At 66.8% G+C, this 19,424-nt stretch carries 13 protein-coding genes, 3 rRNA genes and 1 pseudogene; 12 read left to right on the top strand and 5 right to left on the bottom strand.

Going from position 1 to position 19,424, the window contains the following annotated elements:
- Window positions 1–80 precede the first annotated feature (80 nt).
- The 6 genes from OG927_RS17555 to OG927_RS17530 all read left to right on the top strand — a co-directional run bounded on the left by OG927_RS17555 (window position 81) and on the right by OG927_RS17530 (window position 7,256).
- On the top strand, window positions 81–389 hold the full coding sequence (locus OG927_RS17555) for a hypothetical protein (RefSeq protein ID WP_014047394.1): 309 nt from the start codon (window positions 81–83) through the stop codon (window positions 387–389).
- Window positions 390–571: 182 nt separating this feature from the next.
- Window positions 572–1,441, top strand: coding sequence for a hypothetical protein (locus OG927_RS17550; protein ID WP_330320424.1), 870 nt, complete (start codon window positions 572–574; stop codon window positions 1,439–1,441).
- Complete coding sequence (locus OG927_RS17545) at window positions 1,431–2,768, top strand: hypothetical protein (protein ID WP_330320423.1); 1,338 nt, start codon at window positions 1,431–1,433, stop codon at window positions 2,766–2,768. Before OG927_RS17550 ends, OG927_RS17545 begins: the two co-directional genes overlap by 11 nt.
- Window positions 2,765–4,315: an SCO6880 family protein gene (locus tag OG927_RS17540; protein ID WP_056797662.1), complete on the top strand. Its 1,551-nt coding sequence runs from the start codon at window positions 2,765–2,767 to the stop codon at window positions 4,313–4,315. Before OG927_RS17545 ends, OG927_RS17540 begins: the two co-directional genes overlap by 4 nt.
- Window positions 4,316–4,354: 39 nt before the next feature.
- Complete coding sequence (locus OG927_RS17535; RefSeq protein ID WP_056797664.1) at window positions 4,355–5,773, top strand: ATP-binding protein; 1,419 nt, start codon at window positions 4,355–4,357, stop codon at window positions 5,771–5,773.
- Between the two features lies 1 nt (window position 5,774).
- Window positions 5,775–7,256 carry a type IV secretory system conjugative DNA transfer family protein gene (locus tag OG927_RS17530; RefSeq protein ID WP_330320422.1) on the top strand — a complete coding sequence of 494 codons (1,482 nt, stop codon included), beginning with the start codon at window positions 5,775–5,777 and terminating at the stop codon, window positions 7,254–7,256.
- Window positions 7,257–7,270: 14 nt separating this feature from the next.
- Here OG927_RS17530 and OG927_RS17525 read toward each other — a convergent pair whose 3' ends face one another.
- Complete coding sequence (locus OG927_RS17525; RefSeq protein WP_164494143.1) at window positions 7,271–7,411, bottom strand: hypothetical protein; 141 nt, start codon at window positions 7,409–7,411, stop codon at window positions 7,271–7,273.
- On the opposite strand from OG927_RS17525, the gene OG927_RS17520 reads away from it, so the two are divergent.
- Both OG927_RS17520 and rox read left to right on the top strand, forming a co-directional pair.
- Window positions 7,393–7,707 carry a hypothetical protein gene (locus tag OG927_RS17520; RefSeq protein ID WP_330320421.1) on the top strand — a complete coding sequence of 105 codons (315 nt, stop codon included), beginning with the start codon at window positions 7,393–7,395 and terminating at the stop codon, window positions 7,705–7,707. The genes OG927_RS17525 and OG927_RS17520 overlap by 19 nt on opposite strands.
- 295 nt (window positions 7,708–8,002) lie before the next feature.
- The gene (rox, locus tag OG927_RS17515) at window positions 8,003–9,430 is read left to right on the top strand and encodes a rifampin monooxygenase (protein ID WP_330320420.1); all 1,428 of its coding nucleotides are present in this window, start codon (window positions 8,003–8,005) and stop codon (window positions 9,428–9,430) included.
- Window positions 9,431–9,566: 136 nt separating this feature from the next.
- Here the strand turns inward: rox and OG927_RS17510 are convergent.
- Window positions 9,567–9,668: pseudogene (locus tag OG927_RS17510) on the bottom strand (RNA polymerase subunit sigma-70); the annotation flags it as partial.
- A 294-nt stretch (window positions 9,669–9,962) separates the two neighbouring features.
- Here OG927_RS17510 and OG927_RS17505 point away from each other — a divergent pair.
- Genes OG927_RS17505 through OG927_RS17490 form a run of 4 tightly spaced genes read left to right on the top strand, consistent with a single transcriptional unit; the run spans window position 9,963 to window position 13,666 of the window.
- Window positions 9,963–10,892, top strand: coding sequence for an ABC transporter ATP-binding protein (locus tag OG927_RS17505; RefSeq protein WP_330320419.1), 930 nt, complete (start codon window positions 9,963–9,965; stop codon window positions 10,890–10,892).
- Window positions 10,889–11,674, top strand: a complete 786-nt coding sequence (locus tag OG927_RS17500) for an ABC transporter permease (protein WP_124281547.1) — start codon at window positions 10,889–10,891, stop codon at window positions 11,672–11,674. The genes OG927_RS17505 and OG927_RS17500 overlap by 4 nt, the downstream gene beginning before the upstream one ends.
- 43 nt (window positions 11,675–11,717) lie before the next feature.
- Complete coding sequence (locus OG927_RS17495) at window positions 11,718–13,001, top strand: sensor histidine kinase (RefSeq protein WP_056797687.1); 1,284 nt, start codon at window positions 11,718–11,720, stop codon at window positions 12,999–13,001.
- Window positions 12,998–13,666: a response regulator gene (locus OG927_RS17490; RefSeq protein ID WP_124281548.1), complete on the top strand. Its 669-nt coding sequence runs from the start codon at window positions 12,998–13,000 to the stop codon at window positions 13,664–13,666. Before OG927_RS17495 ends, OG927_RS17490 begins: the two co-directional genes overlap by 4 nt.
- A gap of 146 nt (window positions 13,667–13,812) precedes the next feature.
- On the opposite strand, the gene rrf is transcribed toward OG927_RS17490, so the two are convergent.
- The 3 genes from rrf to OG927_RS17475 form a co-directional block, all read right to left on the bottom strand.
- Window positions 13,813–13,929, bottom strand: a 5S ribosomal RNA gene (rrf, locus tag OG927_RS17485).
- A 79-nt stretch (window positions 13,930–14,008) separates the two neighbouring features.
- Window positions 14,009–17,132: ribosomal RNA gene (locus OG927_RS17480) — 23S ribosomal RNA — on the bottom strand.
- A gap of 303 nt (window positions 17,133–17,435) precedes the next feature.
- Window positions 17,436–18,961: ribosomal RNA gene (locus OG927_RS17475) — 16S ribosomal RNA — on the bottom strand.
- Together the 16S, 23S and 5S rRNA genes form the textbook arrangement of a ribosomal RNA operon.
- Window positions 18,962–19,424 lie beyond the last annotated feature (463 nt).

Raw genomic sequence — 19,424 nt, 5'->3', positions numbered from 1 at the left:
CGGTTTCATCAGCGAAGATAGAGACCGACCCGTGTCGAACGGCGCGGGCAGCGAACTACCCAACAGGGGCGGTGACTTACATGATCCTGGCAGCTGAAAAGGGCGACATCACCACCATCATCGGCGGAATCGCCCCGAACTGGGGGCCGTTCGGGACCCTGGGCAACGAGGCGCGCATCATGATCGAGGTGGTGATGGCGGTAGCCATCCTGCTCTGCCTCGGCATCGCGATCTGGGGTGCGGCGAAGCAGCGCATCGGCGCAACGGCCCTGCGTGACACGTTCAGCGCCGAACAGGGCAAGGGCCTCATCGTGGCGGGCCTGACCGGCGTCTTCATCATCGGATCACTGGGGACCCTGTTCACCATCGTGTACGGGATGGCTGTCTGACCTCAGGTCAGCCCCTCCGCCCACACCCGGCTCCTCGCCCGCCCCTACCCACCCGTCCGTCGTGCCCACCGGCAGAGGTTGCGTCCCCTGATGTCGAGTCACCACACCGCGCCCACGCGGGAACCAGCACAGCTACCGTCCTACTCCGCGGAACCGCACACGGCTGAGGGGGCGTACGCGGCATGAGCCAGGGCGACGAGCGCGGCTACGGCAGCGAACCGGGCGGCCGGACGGAGGACGCGTACAGCACGCTCGGCGGGACGCGCCAGACCCGTACGCGCCTCCCCGGCGGGGACGAGGGCGACGGTTACGGGCGCCGGCCCGCCCGCAACTCCCGCTCGCTGATCATGGTGGTCGGCGTGGTCGTCCTGCTCGTCGCGGCCATCGCCTTCGCGAACCGGGGCGGGGGCGATGCCTCGGGCGGCGGCACGGCCGAGAAGAAGCCGGACGCCGTGGGCGCCGGCCCCACCGCCGCGACGGGCACGAAGCCGGTGCAGGGCGCGGACGGCACCATCGCTTCGGGCTTCGCGCAGGACGAGCAGGGGGCGCAGAGCGCGGCGGCGAATTATGGGGTGGTGCTGGGGTCGACCGGAATGTTCAACGAGGACAGCCGTCGCGCGATCGCAGCCGCCGTGTACGCCCCCGATGTAGCCGCTGAACGGCAGGGCGACCTTGACAAGGCTTACTCCGGAACAGACTTTCTGGCACGAATCGGGCTCGATCCCGACGGCACCGCACCAGCGGGTCTGAGCTTCATCTCCCGGGTCAGTCCTGTAGGCACCAAGGTAGAAAAGTTCAGTGGCGACACGGCGAGCGTCGCCGTTTGGTACTCGGCACTGTTCGGTCTGGCCGGCGAGGGATCCAAGAATCCTGTCTCCGAAGGCTGGTACACGACCACCTATGAACTGATCTGGATCAACGAGGACTGGAAGGTCACCGACTTCACGCAGAAGGACGGGCCCGCTCCGGTCGCCCGCGATCAGGCTGCCTCCCCTGCCCAGGAGATGGCTGACGCCGTGGAACAGTTCGGAGGGTTCACCTATGCCCGATAAGCGATCGCGCCGAGTGCTCTCGCTCGCAGCAACGCTCGGCTCCATCCAGGTGGCTGCCGTGTTGTTCGCGAGCCGGGCTGCAGCCGCGCCCTCACCGACGCCGACCCCTTCGCCCAGCGCAAGCAACGACGCGTGTGACCTGATTCGCGGTCCCGCCAAGGACTACTGCGAAGGTAATGAGCCCGGCGGCGCCGCCCGCCGCTCCCCCACCGTCACCGACGACGCCCTCGACCCCCTCACCTCCCTCGCCCGCGGCTGCGCCGACGCCGCGTCCTGGACCGTCGGCAAGCTCAGCGAGGCCGTTGAGGGCACCGCCACCGTCGACTTCACCAACGAGCGGTTCCTCCAGCAGTACGCCGTCGTCTTCGCCGCGTCGACCATCCTCACGCTGGTCCTCTGGCTCCTCGCCGTGGCCAAGCGCGCCATCCGCGGCGTGCCGCTGACCACAGCGATCTCCGAGGCCATCGGCTTCCTGTGGCTGACCGTCCTGGCCTCCGCGTTCACCCCTCTCATCCTGTACACCGTCGTCTCTGCCACCGACGGCGTCACCGAAGGCATCGCGACCGCCACCGGTGGCCAGAGCGACGTCTTCTTCGGATCGTTCGCCGAGGCCCTGAAGAAGGGCACCGACATCGGCGGCGGGCCGATCATGCTGATCGTCGTCTCGCTCGTCTCGATCCTCGCCGCCGGGATCCTGTGGCTGGAGCTCGTCATCCGGGCCGCCCTGCTCTACGTGGGCGCCCTGCTCGGCGTCGTCGTCTACTCCGGGCTCGTCGACAAGAACATGTGGGGCCATGTCCGCCGCTGGGCGGGCATCATGATCGCGGTGATCATGGTCAAGCCGGTCATCGTCATCGTGCTCGGGCTCGCCGGCGCGCTCTCCGAGGACGACGGACCGAACGCCATGTCCGCCGTCGTGTCCGGCCTCGCCATCATCCTGCTGGCCATCTTCGCGTCCGCCATGATCTACCGCTTCGTCCCCGGCTTCGGCGACGAGATCCAGGGCGCCCGCACCAACCGCAAGCAGGCCACCGACGGCTCCCAGGCCGCCGCGATGATCAGCTCTCCGGCCGCGCTCGTCTCGCAGGGCATCAAGACCCACAGCGGACGCGGTGGAGGCGGCGACAGCGGTGGCGGCGGTGCCCGTCCGTCGAACACGGTCAGCGGCGGTGTCGCCGCACACAGCTCCCGCACCTCCGGGGGCGGAAGCGCGCCCTCACCCCGCAGCGGGGCCGGACCCACCTCCGGCACCCCCCACGGCAGCCGCCCCTCGCGGGGCGGTTCAGGCAGCACAGGTAACACGAGCTCAGGAGGTGGGGGGCGTTGACGACCCAGTCCCACACGATCGCACCCCGCCGCACGTATCTCATCGGCCGCGCCCGCCCGAACGCCATCGTCGGCAAGAACCGCGAAACGGGCGAGATCGCGCTGATCATCGCCGGGGCTTTCCTCGGCATGATGAGCGGGCTCCTCGTCCCGGCGCTGTCCCTGCGGATCGTCGCGCTCGTGGGTTTCCCCATGCTCGCCCTGGCCGTCGTGTACGTCCCGTACAAGGGCCGCACCTTCTACAAGTGGTACGAGATCAACCGCAGCTTCAAGCGCACGGTGCGCCGCGGTACGGCCTACCGTTCGACCGCCATGGAGGCCGGGGTCAGCACCGACGGGCGCGAGGTCGAGATCGGGCCGCCCCCCGGCATCGGCCGCATCAGCTGGCTCGCCGCGCCGTTCGGGCCGGACGAGATCGCCGTGCTCCTGCACGCAGACCGCCGTACTGTCACCGCCGCCATCGAGATCGAGGGCCCCGGCGTCGGACTGCGCGACAGCGAGGACCAGGAGGCCCTGGTCGACCGGTTCGGGACGCTGCTCAAGCACGTGGCGAACGGAGACGGCTTCGTGACGCGCCTCCAGATGCTGGCACGCACGCTCCCCGCCGACCCCGACGCCCACGCCAAGGACGTCGCCCAGCGCGGCGACAGGGCAGCACCCGGCTGGCTGCAGGAGTCGTACGACCAGCTCCAGTCCATGGTCTCCACCTCCAGTGAGCAGCACCGCGCGTACCTCGTCGCGTGCATGCACTACAGCCGTGAGCTGGCCGCCGAGGCCAACGCCATGGCGCGTGCCGTGCGTCCCCGGGGCACCCGGAAGATCGACCGGGACGCGGGTCTCGCCGTCGTCATGGCGCGTGAGCTCACCGATATCTGTGCCCGCCTCGCCGAGGCCGACATCCGGGTGCGCCAGCCGCTCGGCCAGAGCAGGCTCGCTTCCCTCGTGCACTCGATGTACGACCCCGACCACCCGATCGACCACATCCAGGCGATGACGAAGCGCAACGCCTGGCCGGCCGAACTGGACGCCGTCGAACCGACGTTCCTGCAGGCCAAGACCCGCGAGTCGACGACCCGGGCCCCCTGGTGCCACGCCACGGCGTGGGTGAAGGAATGGCCGATGACCCCCGTCGGCGTGAACTTCCTGGCCCCGCTCCTCGTCCACACGCCCGATGTCATCCGCACGGTGGCGGTCTGCATGGACCTCGAACCCACCGAGGTCGCCATCGAGCGGATGCTCACCGAGAAGACGAACGACGACGCCGAGGCGAGCCGTCAGGCCAAGATGAACCGCACCGTCGACCCGCGCGACATCGCGGCCCACGGCCGGCTCGACCAGCGGGGTGAAGATCTGGCGAGCGGCGCTGCCGGGGTGAACCTGGTGGGGTACATCACGGTGTCGTCCCGGAACCCCGAAGCCCTGGCCCGCGACAAGCGGACGATCCGGGCGTCGGCCGGCAAGTCGTACCTGAAGCTGGAGTGGTGCGACCGTGAGCACCACCGCGCCTTCGTGAACACCCTGCCGTTCGCCACCGGCATCCGTCGCTGACCACGTCGACCCAGAAACCGAGAGGGAGGGAGTCACGCCATGCGGGACCCGCTGTCCGCACTGTCGGATGCCTTCACCGCCTTCCTCTTCGGAAAGGTGGAGACGACCCGGCTGCCGGTCCGCACGTCGACGGGCCAGGCCCAGGCCGTCTACCTGCCGACCGCCGCACCGGGTCTGGGCGACTCCGGTGTGATCATCGGACGCGAGGTGTACTCCGGCAAGGGCTACATCTACGACCCCTTCCAGCTGTACGGACAGCAGCTGCCCGCCCCGCACTGGCTGGTGCTCGGCGAGTCCGGCAACGGCAAGTCCGCGCTGGAGAAGACGTACGTGCTCCGCCAGCTGCGCTTCCGCGACCGTCAGGTCGTCGTCCTGGACGCCCAGGGCGAGGACGGGGTCGGCGAGTGGAACCTCATCGCCCAGGAGCTGGGCATAACCCCCATCCGCCTGGACCCGGCCTCCGCGCTGAACGACGGGATCCGGCTCAACCCGCTCGATCCGACGATCACCACGACCGGCCAGCTCGCCCTGCTCCGCACGATCATCGAAGTCGCCATGGGGCACGGTCTGGACGAGCGGTCCGGCTTCGCGCTCAAGGTCGCGCACGCCTTCGTGAACGTGACCATCACCGAGCGCCAGCCGGTTCTGATGGACATCGTGGAACAGCTGCGCCACCCGAAGCCCGAATCGGCCGAGGCGATGAACGTCGACATAGACGACGTGCGGGCCTGGGGCCTGGACGTCGCCCTCGTACTGGACCGGCTGGTCGACGGTGACCTGCGCGGCATGTTCGACGGTCCGACGACGATCGGTATCGACCTGGACGCCCCGCTGATCGTCTTCGACCTCTCGCACATCGACCGCAACTCCATCGCGATGCCGATCCTGATGGCGATCGTCGGCGTGTGGCTGGAACACACCTGGATCAGGCCCGACCGGAAGAAGCGCATCTTCCTCGTCGAGGAGGCCTGGCACATCATCAACTCGCCCTTCGTCGCACAGCTCTTCCAGCGCCTGCTGAAGTTCGGACGGCGGCTCGGCCTGTCGTTCGTCGCGGTCGTCCACCACCTCAGCGACGTCGTGGACGGGGCCGCGGCGAAGGAGGCGGCGGCCATCCTGAAAATGGCCTCGACCCGGACGATCTACGCCCAGAAGGCCGACGAGGCGAGAGCGACCGGCAAGGTGATCGGTCTGCCCAGGTGGGCGGTGGAGATCATCCCCACGCTGACCCCGGGCATCGCGGTCTGGGACGTCAACGGCAACGTCCAGGTCGTCAAACACCTGATCACCGAAGCGGAACGCCCCCTGGTCTTCACCGACCGCGCGATGACCGAGGGCTCGGCATCGGACCTGCTCCCCGAGGACGTACGAGCCGCGGAGCTGGAGGCGGAGCAGCGGGCGGCGCGGATCGAGAACCAGCAACGGCTGAACGAGTCGTCCGAGTCAACGGTGGCATGACATGGCACGCCAGGCACCATCCCGTACGGAGCGCGGCGGCGAGGGCCAGGGCGGTATCCCGGACGGGCTGCTGATCGGCCTGCTGGCCTTCCTGGCCGGCCTGACGGTCCTGGCCTGGACGGCCACCGGCCTTGCGGGGCTGTTCGCCCACGGGGCCTGGCCGGACGGTGTGACGTTCGCCCGGACGCCCCTGGCCCTGCGGGCCCTGGTGGCCGACCCGCAGAACCTCCCGGGCGCCTGGCCCGACACCCCGGCGGGCGACCTCTCCGGATTCGGGTTGTTCTGGGGCCTGTTCATCGGTGAGCTGATGGTGCTCGTGGTCCTGGCCGTGTTCGTGGTGGGTGTGGTGGCCCGCTGGCGCCTGGTGCGGAAGCAGCGGAGCGCGAGGGCGGTACGGACGCCGTACGAACAGCCGGCCGGTGAGCCCGCACAGGAGCCCGCACGCGTGGCCGCCGCGGCTCCGGCGTACACCGAGGCGTCGGCACCCCCGGCACCGGCGTCCGTGCCCGTCCCGGTCGTCCCGACGGTTCCCTCGCCCCGCGGCCCCTTCCTCCTCTACGGCACGTCCACCACCCGCCGCCCCACCGCCGTCCAGGCCATCCAGGACGCCGACGGCTCCACCCTCGTCGTCACGTCGGACCCCACGGTCTGGGCCGACACGAAGGACGCCCGCGGCAAGCTCGGCCCGGTCCTCGTCTACGACCCCGGCCACCTCTGCGACACCCCGGCGCGCCTCCACTGGTCGCCCACCGCCGGCTGCGAGGACCCCGCCACCGCCGCCGCACGGGCCGCCGCACTCCTCGCCCCCGTCCGCCCGCAGGCCCGGGTCGACACGGCCGTCGCCGACACCGCCCAGACCCTTCTGCAGTGCTGGCTGCACGCCGCCGCCGTGGACGGCCGGCCCTTCCGCCAGGTCCACCGGTGGGCCGGCGGAGGCAGCGCGCACGAACCGGTGCGCCTGCTCCGCACCCACCCCAAGGCCGCCTCCGGTCTCGCCGGGCTCCTGGAGTCGGCACTCACCGGGTACCCCGAACGCCGCGAGACGGCCCAGGAACTCACCGTACGGGCCCTCGCGGCCCTCTCCTCGGTCCACATCCGCGAGGCCTGCACACCGAACCGAGCCGATTCGCTCGCACTGGAATCTTTTGCGAGTGAAGGGGGAACGCTTTATGTGGTCGGTGAATCCATCGAGGATCCCCGCCACCGCCCCGGTGCGATGCCCCTCCTCACCGCACTCGCCTCACACGTGGTCGAGCACGGCCGCCGCATGGCCGCACGGTCAACCGACGGTCGGCTCGACCCACCAATGACGCTCGTCCTCGACGACGTCGCAGCCGTGGCTCCCCTTCCCCAGCTCCCGGAGCTGCTGACGACCGGTCAGACACTGGGCATGCCCACCCTGGTACTCCTCCGTTCCGAGGAGCAGGGCAGGGCCCGTTGGCAGGAGCGGCTGACGGCCCCGGAACCGCCGGTCCAGGGTTAGGACACCTCAGTACCTCAGTGCCGCTCCGCCGCGCGACGCATCTCGAACTCCGGCTCTCGGGCCGCCGGATCGCCCTCCAGCAGCATCGTCCGCCCGGACACGACGAAGCCGATCCGGCGGTGGAAGGCGGCGGGGCGTGCATGAAATTCGTGCACGTACAGCCGCCCCGCCCCGCGGACGCCGGCCGTCCACCCCGCCCTCCGAGCAGGAACTGACGCTCGACCGCATCGTCCACGCGAGGACCAGTGGATGGAGGGCCGCGCCCCCCGCGCTGCGGGACCTGGCGGAGTCCGGCCGCTTCCCCACCTTCGCCAAGATCGTCGGGGCCTTCGAGGACGGCTACGACCTGCGTCTCGACATCCTCTTCGAGCTCGCCCTCACCGCGCTCCTCGACGGATTGGCGCCCGTCATCGAAGGACGACCCGACGAGGACGCCCAGATCGAGGGATGACGGGAGCGGAACGCCGGAAGGGCGGCGAGGCCGGGGCCCTGTGGTCGTCCGCGACACGAGGAAGGAAGAAACCCACTCCTCTCCACTCTCAACTTATAGCGCCCCAGGGGGCTTGCGGCAAGGCCCCCGTACTGCCGCACAATGATCCGCCGAGGCCAGGACCAGGGCGGATGCCACCGGCGGAAGCCTGGTGCGCCCAGTACGGCCCGGTACGACGGCGCGGTGCGTCAGGGGCGTGCCGCCGGACCGCGGGCGACGGCCGAGCGGAATCCAATCTCCTTGAACGGGTGTTCTGATGATTGACGTGATCGTGGTCGGCGGCGGACCGACCGGCCTGATGCTGGCCACCGAATTGCGGCTGCACGGCGTGCGGACGGTGGTGCTGGAGAAACTGACCGAACCGACCAAAGAGTCCCGCGGGCAAGGCCTCCACGCGCGCAGCGTCGAGGTGATGGACCAGCGCGGCATGCTGGACCGGTTCCTCGCGGTCAGTGAGAAGTTCCAGGTGGGCGGCCTGTTCGGCGGCATCATGAAGCCGTGGCCCGACCGGTTGGACACGGCCCATCCGTACGGCCTCGCCACCCCCCAGCCGGTCTCCGAGAGACTGCTCAACGAGCGTGCCCTCGAACTGGGCACGGAGATCCGGCGCGGCTGCGAAGTGGTCGGTCTGAGCCAGGACGAGGACGGAGTGACCGTCGAGTCTGCGGACGGCACGCGGCTGCGCGCGCGCTACGTCGTCGGCTGCGACGGTGGCCGCAGCCTGGTGCGCAAACAGCTCGGGGTCGGCTTCCCCGGCGAGCCCGCCACGGTCGAGACGCTGCTGGGCGAGATGGAGGTGACCGAGGACCGGGCGACGATCGCCGCCGTCGTCGCGGAAGTCCGCAAGACACAACTGCGCTTCGGCGTCGCCCCCGGCAGTGACGGTGTGTGCCGCATCATCGTGCCCGCCGACGGGGTGTCCGCGGACCGTACGGCCGGGCCGACCCTCGACGATTTCAAGCGGCAGCTCCGGGCGGTCGCGGGAACCGACTTCGGTGTCCACTCACCGCGCTGGCTGTCCCGGTTCGGCGACGCCACCCGGCAGGCCGAGAGCTACCGGGTCGGCCGGGTGCTGCTGGCCGGCGACGCGGCGCACACCCATCCGCCGACCGGTGGCCAGGGAATGAACCTCGGCGTGCAGGACGCGTTCAACCTCGGCTGGAAACTGGCCGCCGCTGTCGACGGCTGGGCGCCGGACGACCTCCTCGACAGCTACCACGCCGAACGGCATCCGGTGGGCGCCCGGGTGCTGCGGAACACCCGTGCGCAGATCACCCTGCTGGGGTCGGATCCAGGTCCGACGGCGCTGCGGGAACTGTTCTCGGAGCTGATGGACTTCGAGGAGGTCAACCGGTACGTCACCGGCATGATCACCGCGGTAGACGTGCGCTACGACTTCGGCGAGGGGCACGAGCTGCTCGGCCGCCGCATGCGGGACGTGGAGCTGAAGCAGGGGCGTCTCTACGAGTTGATGCACGACGGCCGCGGACTGCTGCTCGACCGGACCGGAAGCCTCTCGGTGGCGGGCTGGGCCGACCGGGTCGACCACGTCGTCGACATCGCCGAGGATCCCGAGGTGCCCGCGGTACTGCTCCGTCCGGACGGCCATGTGGCGTGGGTCGGCGACGACCAGCGGGACCTGCTCGGCCGGCTGCCCCGGTGGTTCGGCACCGCCACCGACTGAGCACGGCCCCTCCGGGCCCGGAGGGGCGTCCCCGCCCCTCCGGGGCCCCGCCCTCTCCCCCGGGGCCGCCGCACACCGGTCAGGACCGCTGCTCGACGCTCGTGACACTTCGGGCCGGCGACCGCGACAGCCCGTGGACCTTTGCGGGCGCCTCGGAGCGGCGGGCTTCGTACCTGCGGTGCCGCCCCACGAGAGGGGTCGCGATACCGAACAGCCGGGGACGGGCATCAGCACGCGTGAGGTCCTGCTCGCCCCGGACCGCGCGAGCACGCGGGCTCCGCCCTCCTCGCGGTGCGGACGCCCGGCGGCACGGCACGACGGTCGCACCCGGCGGCTCGACGGGCATCGGGGAGGGCTCTTCTCGTTCGTCCGAACGCGTCGAAGACTCGGGCTTGTCCGGATGCTCCACCCGTCCTACGCAGGTGGGTGGGATCAGGCGCGCGGGCCACGTCGTACCCCGGTACTACGCCCGCGCCCATGTCCCGCCCCCGGTCGGACGACCGCAACCCGCCCTCTCCGTAGCGTCGACAGCATGATCAGGGCATACGACCTCACCAAGCGGTACGGAGACACCACCGTCGTCCACGGCCTCGACTTCACGGTCCGCCCCGGCACCGTCACCGGATTCCTCGGCCCGAACGGCGCCGGAAAATCGACGACGCTGCGCATGCTCCTCGGCCTGGACGCCCCCACACACGGCCGGTCCACCATCGGCGGCCGGGACTACACCACCCACCCCGCACCCCTCACGGAGGTCGGCGCCCTGCTGGAGGCCCGCGCCGTCCACCCGGGCCGCACGGCGTTCCACCACCTGATGGCCCTGGCCCACACCCATGGCATCCCCCGCAGCCGCGTGGAGCACGTCCTCGACCTGGCCGGTCTCACCGACGTGGCCCACCGGCGGATCAAGGGCTTCTCCCTCGGCATGGGCCAGCGCCTCGGCATCGCCGCCGCGCTGCTCGGCGACCCGGCACACCTCGTCCTGGACGAGCCGGTCAACGGACTGGATCCGGAGGGCGTTCTCTGGATCCGGAACCTTCTCACCTCCCTGGCCGCGCAGGGCCGTACGGTCCTCGTCTCGTCCCATCTGATGAGCGAGATGGCACTCACCGCCGACCACCTCGTCATCATCGGGCGCGGCCGGCTCCTCGCCGACACCACGGTCGCCGAGCTGATCCGCGCCGCGGGAGGCGCCTCGGTCAAGGTCGTCACGCCCCAGGCCACCACCCTGCGCGACCTGCTGACGGGCAGGAACGTCACCGCCGAGCCGGGAGCGGCCGGGGACGAGCTCGTCGTCCACGGTGCCGACGCCGCCACCATCGGCCGCATCGCCGCCGCCCACACCATCACCCTTCACGAACTCACCCCGCAGACCGTCTCCCTGGAACGCGCCTTCATGGAACTCACCCAGGAATCCGCCGAGTACCGGACCGCCGCACCCCTCACCGGGGCCGCCGCATGACCATCCCGGCCCCCTCCTCGTACCGGATCACCGCGGTCCGTGTCCTGCACTCCGAATGGCACAAGTTCCGTTCGCTGCGCTCCACCTGGGTCACCCTCCTGTCCGCCTCCGCCCTGGTGCTCGGCACAGGGGTGACCATGGGTGCCACCTACACCCCGGGCGGCGGCGACGCCGACATCGACACCGTCGTCCTCGTCCTCTACGGCACCCTGCTCGGCCAGCTCTGCATCACGGTCCTGGGAGTCCTGGTGACGGCCGGCGAGTACTCCACGGGCATGATCCGCGCCTCGCTCATCGCCGTCCCGGGCCGCGTCCCCGTCCTGTGGGCGAAGGCCGCCGTCTTCACCGCCGCCGCCTTCACCTCACTGTTCGCCACCGCCCTGCTCACCTTCCTCGCCGCACAGCGGCTCCTCCGCGGCACCGATCAGGAGGCCGGCCTCACCGACCCCGGCATCCTCGGCGCGATCGCCGGGAACTCCGCCGGCATCACCCTGCTCGGCCTGATCGCCCTCGGCCTCGGCGCCCTGCTCCGGTCCGTGCCGGGCAGCATCGGCGCCTTCATCGGCGGAGTCCTGGTCCTTCCCGAGGTGCTCGGAATGCTTCCGTACGATGCCGTGGAGAGCGCCCTCGCATACTTCCCGACCCAGGCTGCCGGGGCACTCGGCTCGGCCACCCCCTTCCCGGGCGCCGCGGCCGCCGGCCCGGCCCTGTTGGCCCTGTGCCTGTGGGCGGCGGTCTCACTGGGTGCGGCCGCCGTGCTGCTCCGGCGCCGGGACGCGTGACGGGACGCGTGGCGGGGCGGCCCCGACGAGGACGGACGGACCGATGACCGACACGGCGAGCGAGGAGACCGGCCCCCGCCCCACCGACCTGCCGGCCCCGGCCCCGTTGACCCGGAACATCCAGGACCGCATACAGCGGTTCCGGGCCCTCGACCGGCGTCGGCCCCTCCTCTGGGACCTGGTGGTGACCGGTCTCTGGATCACCTTCGCCGTACTCGACTACAGCACGGGCGGCTGGCGCACGGTGGCCCGCGACACCGAGGCGCCGGAACCGCTGGTTCTGCTGATGAGCCTGTGCTTCTCCGCGCCCCTGCTGTGGCGGCGCCGTCGGCCGATGACCGTACTCCTCCTGATGGCGCCGGTGTCCGTGGTCAACATCTGGACGGGGGCGGTCGTCCAGGCCGCCCTCCTGCAGTTGATCCCCGCCTACACGATCGCCCTGCGGCTCCCGCTGAAGTACCTCGCGTGGTCCGGCCTCCTGATGTCCCTCCCGGCAGCGGTGGGCGCGCTCGTCCTCCCGGGGAACACGGACCGCCAGCTCGTCTCCTACCTCTGGGGCTTCGCCTTCGTCGCCCTGCTCGGCATCGCGGTCCGCACCCGCCGGGAGTACACCGAGGCACTCGTCGAGCGTGCTCAGCGGCTCGAACACGAACGCGACCAGCAGGCACGACTCGCGGCTGCCGCCGAACGCACCCGTATCGCCCGGGAGATGCACGACATCATCGGCCACAACCTGTCCGTCATCACGGGCCTCGCCGACGGCGGCGCGTACGCCGCTGCCCGAAACCCCGAACGTGCGGCCCAGGCCCTGGAAGCCATCGGCACCACGAGCCGGCAGGCCCTCGGAGAGCTCCGGCGCGTGCTCGGGGTCCTGCGCGAGACGGCCACGAACGCCGACCTTGCCCCGCAGCCCTCCCTCGCGGACCTCGACACGCTGGTCACGGGCGTACGGGAGGCAGGGCTGCCGGTCCGCCTCACGACGCACAGGACCCCCGCGGCCCCCTCGCTGTCGCCCGGCCTCCAACTCGCGGTCTACCGCGTCGTCCAGGAGTCCCTCACCAACACGCTCAAGCACGCGGGCCCGGGGGCGTCCGCCCAGGTCACCCTCACCTGCACGCGCGACTGCCTGGAGGTGCTCGCCGCGGACTCGGGCGGCACTCCGCCCGGCGGCCCTTCCGGCGTCCGCCGGACCGGCAGCGACGGGCGCGGGCTCAGCGGAATGCGTGAGCGCACCTCGCTCTACAACGGCACACTCGAGGCGGGCCCGCTCCCGACCGGCGGCTGGCAGACACGACTTCGCCTTCCCCTGGAGGACACACCCCCGTGACGACCGTACTCATCGCCGACGACCAGGCCCTGCAGCGCTTCGGCTTCCGCATGCTCCTGGAGAGCCAGGACGACATGACGGTCGTCGGCGAGGCAGCCAATGGCACAGAGGCGGTCGGTCTCGTCGCCCGGCACCACCCGGACGTCGCCCTGATGGACATCCGGATGCCGGGTCTCGACGGCATCGAAGCCACCCGCCGGATCATCACGTCCGGTGTCCGCACCCGCGTCCTCATCGTGACGACCTTCGATCTGGACGAGTACGCCTACGACGGGCTCCGCGCGGGGGCGAGCGGCTTCCTGGTCAAGGACGCCCTTCCCCAGGACCTCCTGTCGGGCATCCGTGCCGTCGCGAGCGGAGACGCGGTCGTCGCCCCGAGCCTCACCCGCCGGCTCCTGGACGCCTATGTGCACCACCTGCCGAACGCACCGGGCGACACCACAGGTACGGCGGACCCGCGCATCGCCTCTCTCACGGAACGGGAGCGGGAGATCCTCACGGTGATCGGACACGGCTGGACGAACAACGAGATAGCCGGCCGTCTGCATCTCGCAGAATCGACGGTGAAGACACACGTCACCCGAATCCTCGCCAAGACGGGATCCCGGGACCGCGTACAGGCAGTCATCCTGGCCTACGACACCCGTCTGGTGAATCCGCGATAGGACCCGGCGCTGTACGCAGCCGGGACCACGATCCGGCAACAGCCCGGGCCGGCCTTCCTGGAAGAGCCGGCCCGGGCCCGGCCGAACCGGCCCGGAACGCAGAAAAGCCCCGTGCCACAAGGGCACGGGGCTTTCCCGGAATAATTGTTCGGCGGCGTCCTACTCTCCCACAGGGTCCCCCCTGCAGTACCATCGGCGCTGAAAGGCTTAGCTTCCGGGTTCGGAATGTAACCGGGCGTTTCCCTAACGCAATGACCACCGAAACACTATGAAATTAACCAACACCGGATGAAAACACGGCCGTTCGTTATTTCAGAACTAACACAGTGGACGCGAGCAACTGAGGACAAGCCCTCGGCCTATTAGTACCAGTCAGCTCCACCCGTTACCGGGCTTCCACATCTGGCCTATCAACCCAGTCGTCTACTGGGAGCCTTAACCACTCAAGGTGGTGGGAATACTCATCTCGAAGCAGGCTTCCCGCTTAGATGCTTTCAGCGGTTATCCTTTCCGAACGTAGCCAACCAGCCATGCCCTTGGCAGGACAACTGGCACACCAGAGGTTCGTCCGTCCCGGTCCTCTCGTACTAGGGACAGCCCTTCTCAATATTCCTACGCGCACAGCGGATAGGGACCGAACTGTCTCACGACGTTCTAAACCCAGCTCGCGTACCGCTTTAATGGGCGAACAGCCCAACCCTTGGGACCGACTCCAGCCCCAGGATGCGACGAGCCGACATCGAGGTGCCAAACCATCCCGTCGATATGGACTCTTGGGGAAGATCAGCCTGTTATCCCCGGGGTACCTTTTATCCGTTGAGCGACAGCGCTTCCACAAGCCACTGCCGGATCACTAGTCCCGACTTTCGTCCCTGCTCGACCCGTCGGTCTCACAGTCAAGCTCCCTTGTGCACTTACACTCAACACCTGATTGCCAACCAGGCTGAGGGAACCTTTGGGCGCCTCCGTTACTCTTTAGGAGGCAACCGCCCCAGTTAAACTACCCATCAGACACTGTCCCTGATCCGGATCACGGACCCAGGTTAGACATCCAGCACGACCAGAGTGGTATTTCAACGACGACTCCACAACCACTGGCGTGGCCGCTTCAAAGTCTCCCACCTATCCTACACAAGCCGAACCGAACACCAATATCAAACTATAGTAAAGGTCCCGGGGTCTTTCCGTCCTGCTGCGCGAAACGAGCATCTTTACTCGTAGTGCAATTTCACCGGGCCTATGGTTGAGACAGTCGAGAAGTCGTTACGCCATTCGTGCAGGTCGGAACTTACCCGACAAGGAATTTCGCTACCTTAGGATGGTTATAGTTACCACCGCCGTTTACTGGCGCTTAAGTTCTCAGCTTCGCACACCCGAAAGTGCACTAACCGGTCCCCTTAACGTTCCAGCACCGGGCAGGCGTCAGTCCGTATACATCGCCTTACGGCTTCGCACGGACCTGTGTTTTTAGTAAACAGTCGCTTCTCGCTGGTCTCTGCGGCCACCCCCAGCTCACCGAGTAAATCGGATCACCAGTGATGGCCCCCTTCTCCCGAAGTTACGGGGGCATTTTGCCGAGTTCCTTAACCATAGTTCACCCGAACGCCTCGGTATTCTCTACCTGACTACCTGAGTCGGTTTAGGGTACGGGCCGCCATGAAACTCGCTAGAGGCTTTTCTCGACAGCATAGGATCATCCACTTCACCACAATCGGCTCGGCATCAGGTCTCAGCCTTAATGTGTGACGGATTTACCTACCACACGGCCTACACCCTTACCCCGGGACTACCACCGCCCGGGCTGGACTACCTTCCTGCGTCACCCCATCGCTTACCTAGTACAAGTCTGGTTCATCGGCTCCACCACTACCCTCAACTCCGAAGAGATCGGGCCGGCTTCACGGACTTAGCATCGCCTGATTCAGTATTGGGCGTTTCAAAGCGGGTACCGGAATATCAACCGGTTGTCCATCGACTACGCCTGTCGGCCTCGCCTTAGGTCCCGACTTACCCTGGGCAGATCAGCTTGACCCAGGAACCCTTAGTCAATCGGCGCACACGTTTCTCACGTGTGTATCGCTACTCATGCCTGCATTCTCACTCGTGAACCGTCCACAACTCGCTTCCGCGGCTGCTTCACCCGGCACACGACGCTCCCCTACCCATCCATACGGGCGTTGGCCCTATGTGTATGAATGACACGACTTCGGCGGTACGCTTGAGCCCCGCTACATTGTCGGCGCGGAATCACTTGACCAGTGAGCTATTACGCACTCTTTCAAGGGTGGCTGCTTCTAAGCCAACCTCCTGGTTGTCTCTGCGACTCCACATCCTTTCCCACTTAGCGTACGCTTAGGGGCCTTAGTCGATGCTCTGGGCTGTTTCCCTCTCGACCATGGAGCTTATCCCCCACAGTCTCACTGCCGTGCTCTCACTTACCGGCATTCGGAGTTTGGCTAAGGTCAGTAACCCGGTAGGGCCCATCGCCTATCCAGTGCTCTACCTCCGGCAAGAAACACACGACGCTGCACCTAAATGCATTTCGGGGAGAACCAGCTATCACGGAGTTTGATTGGCCTTTCACCCCTAACCACAGGTCATCCCCCAGGTTTTCAACCCTGGTGGGTTCGGTCCTCCACGAAGTCTTACCTCCGCTTCAACCTGCCCATGGCTAGATCACTCCGCTTCGGGTCTAGAGCGTGCAACTCAATCGCCCTATTCGGACTCGCTTTCGCTACGGCTTCCCCACACGGGTTAACCTCGCTACACACCGCTAACTCGCAGGCTCATTCTTCAAAAGGCACGCAGTCACGACTGCATGTGCAAGCACATACAGCGACGCTCCCACGGCTTGTAGGCACACGGTTTCAGGTACTATTTCACTCCGCTCCCGCGGTACTTTTCACCATTCCCTCACGGTACTATCCGCTATCGGTCACCAGGGAATATTTAGGCTTAGCGGGTGGTCCCGCCAGATTCACACGGGATTTCTCGGGCCCCGTGCTACTTGGGTGTCTCTTAAACGAGCCGTTGATGTTTCAGCTACGGGGGTCTTACCCTCTACGCCGGACCTTTCGCATGTCCTTCGCCTACACCAACGGTTTCTGACTCGTCTCACAGTCGGCAGACTATGAAAAAGAGATCCCACAACCCCGTATGCGCAACCCCTGCCGGGTATCACACACATACGGTTTGGCCTCATCCGGTTTCGCTCGCCACTACTCCCGGAATCACGGTTGTTTTCTCTTCCTGCGGGTACTGAGATGTTTCACTTCCCCGCGTTCCCTCCACACTGCCTATGTGTTCAGCAGCGGGTGACAGCCCATGACGACTGCCGGGTTTCCCCATTCGGAAACCCCCGGATCAAAGCTTGGTTGACAGCTCCCCGGGGACTATCGTGGCCTCCCACGTCCTTCATCGGTTCCTGGTGCCAAGGCATCCACCGTGCGCCCTTAAAAACTTGGCCACAGATGCTCGCGTCCACTGTGCAGTTCTCAAACAACGACCAGCCACCCATCACCCCACCCTTACAGGTGAGTTCACTGGGGCCGGCAACCGAAGACCGTGACTCAACGAGCCCGTACCTTCAGATACCCAACAGCGTGCCCGACCCGATCAACCCGTCCCTGTTTTCCACGCCGAAGCAGTACTCACAACAACTTGCTCATCGTGCCGAATAGTCAACGTTCCACCCATGAGCAACCACCGTCGAACATTTGCCGACGTAATGGTCTCTGGATTCCCCGAAGGAAACCTAGATGCTCCTTAGAAAGGAGGTGATCCAGCCGCACCTTCCGGTACGGCTACCTTGTTACGACTTCGTCCCAATCGCCAGTCCCACCTTCGACAGCTCCCTCCCACAAGGGGTTGGGCCACCGGCTTCGGGTGTTACCGACTTTCGTGACGTGACGGGCGGTGTGTACAAGGCCCGGGAACGTATTCACCGCAGCAATGCTGATCTGCGATTACTAGCAACTCCGACTTCATGGGGTCGAGTTGCAGACCCCAATCCGAACTGAGACCGGCTTTTTGAGATTCGCTCCGCCTCGCGGCATCGCAGCTCATTGTACCGGCCATTGTAGCACGTGTGCAGCCCAAGACATAAGGGGCATGATGACTTGACGTCGTCCCCACCTTCCTCCGAGTTGACCCCGGCAGTCTCCTGTGAGTCCCCATCACCCCGAAGGGCATGCTGGCAACACAGAACAAGGGTTGCGCTCGTTGCGGGACTTAACCCAACATCTCACGACACGAGCTGACGACAGCCATGCACCACCTGTATACCGACCACAAGGGGGGCACCATCTCTGATGCTTTCCGGTATATGTCAAGCCTTGGTAAGGTTCTTCGCGTTGCGTCGAATTAAGCCACATGCTCCGCTGCTTGTGCGGGCCCCCGTCAATTCCTTTGAGTTTTAGCCTTGCGGCCGTACTCCCCAGGCGGGGAACTTAATGCGTTAGCTGCGGCACCGACGACGTGGAATGTCGCCAACACCTAGTTCCCAACGTTTACGGCGTGGACTACCAGGGTATCTAATCCTGTTCGCTCCCCACGCTTTCGCTCCTCAGCGTCAGTAATGGCCCAGAGATCCGCCTTCGCCACCGGTGTTCCTCCTGATATCTGCGCATTTCACCGCTACACCAGGAATTCCGATCTCCCCTACCACACTCTAGCTAGCCCGTATCGAATGCAGACTCGGGGTTAAGCCCCGAGCTTTCACATCCGACGTGACAAGCCGCCTACGAGCTCTTTACGCCCAATAATTCCGGACAACGCTCGCACCCTACGTATTACCGCGGCTGCTGGCACGTAGTTAGCCGGTGCTTCTTCTGCAGGTACCGTCACTTGCGCTTCTTCCCTGCTGAAAGAGGTTTACAACCCGAAGGCCGTCATCCCTCACGCGGCGTCGCTGCATCAGGCTTTCGCCCATTGTGCAATATTCCCCACTGCTGCCTCCCGTAGGAGTCTGGGCCGTGTCTCAGTCCCAGTGTGGCCGGTCGCCCTCTCAGGCCGGCTACCCGTCGTCGCCTTGGTAGGCCATTACCCCACCAACAAGCTGATAGGCCGCGGGCTCATCCTTCACCGCCGGAGCTTTTAACCCCGCCCCATGAGGGACAGAGTGTTATCCGGTATTAGACCCCGTTTCCAGGGCTTGTCCCAGAGTGAAGGGCAGATTGCCCACGTGTTACTCACCCGTTCGCCACTAATCCACCCCGAAGGGCTTCATCGTTCGACTTGCATGTGTTAAGCACGCCGCCAGCGTTCGTCCTGAGCCAGGATCAAACTCTCCATGAATGTTTTCCCGTAATCGGGAGAGCACCATAGAAGAGCGGGACAACCAACCGGAATAGGGCTGGTCATCCACAGCGTCCTCGCTGATGTTGCCTACCCGCCACATGGGCCAGTAGGACTTCAAAGGAACCACCAACCCACCGAAGTGGGCCGGGGTATCAACAAATTTGGCGTTGACTTTTGGCACGCTGTTGAGTTCTCAAGGAACGGACGCTTCCTTCGGTCCCGTTTCACCGGGGCCCTCCGGGCGCTTCCCTTCGTTCTTGCGTTTCCGACTCTATCAGACTCTTTCGTGTCCGATTCCCGGTCGAAGCGGGCCCCTGCGAGCAGAGGATTTACGCTTTCCAGTTCTTCGCTTTCGCGTTTCCCTTTCCGGCGAGTCCGACTCTATCAGATCCTTTCGGGCCTGATTCCCAGTCAGTGGGGCTTGTCTTCCCGGCTGTTGGGCCGTTCCGACGCTCAAACT

The organism is Streptomyces clavifer (assembly GCF_036345975.1).
GTDB lineage: Bacteria > Actinomycetota > Actinomycetes > Streptomycetales > Streptomycetaceae > Streptomyces > Streptomyces clavifer.
Note: the sequence above shows the minus strand (reverse complement) of the source record. Positions and strands in the feature narration are given on the sequence as shown.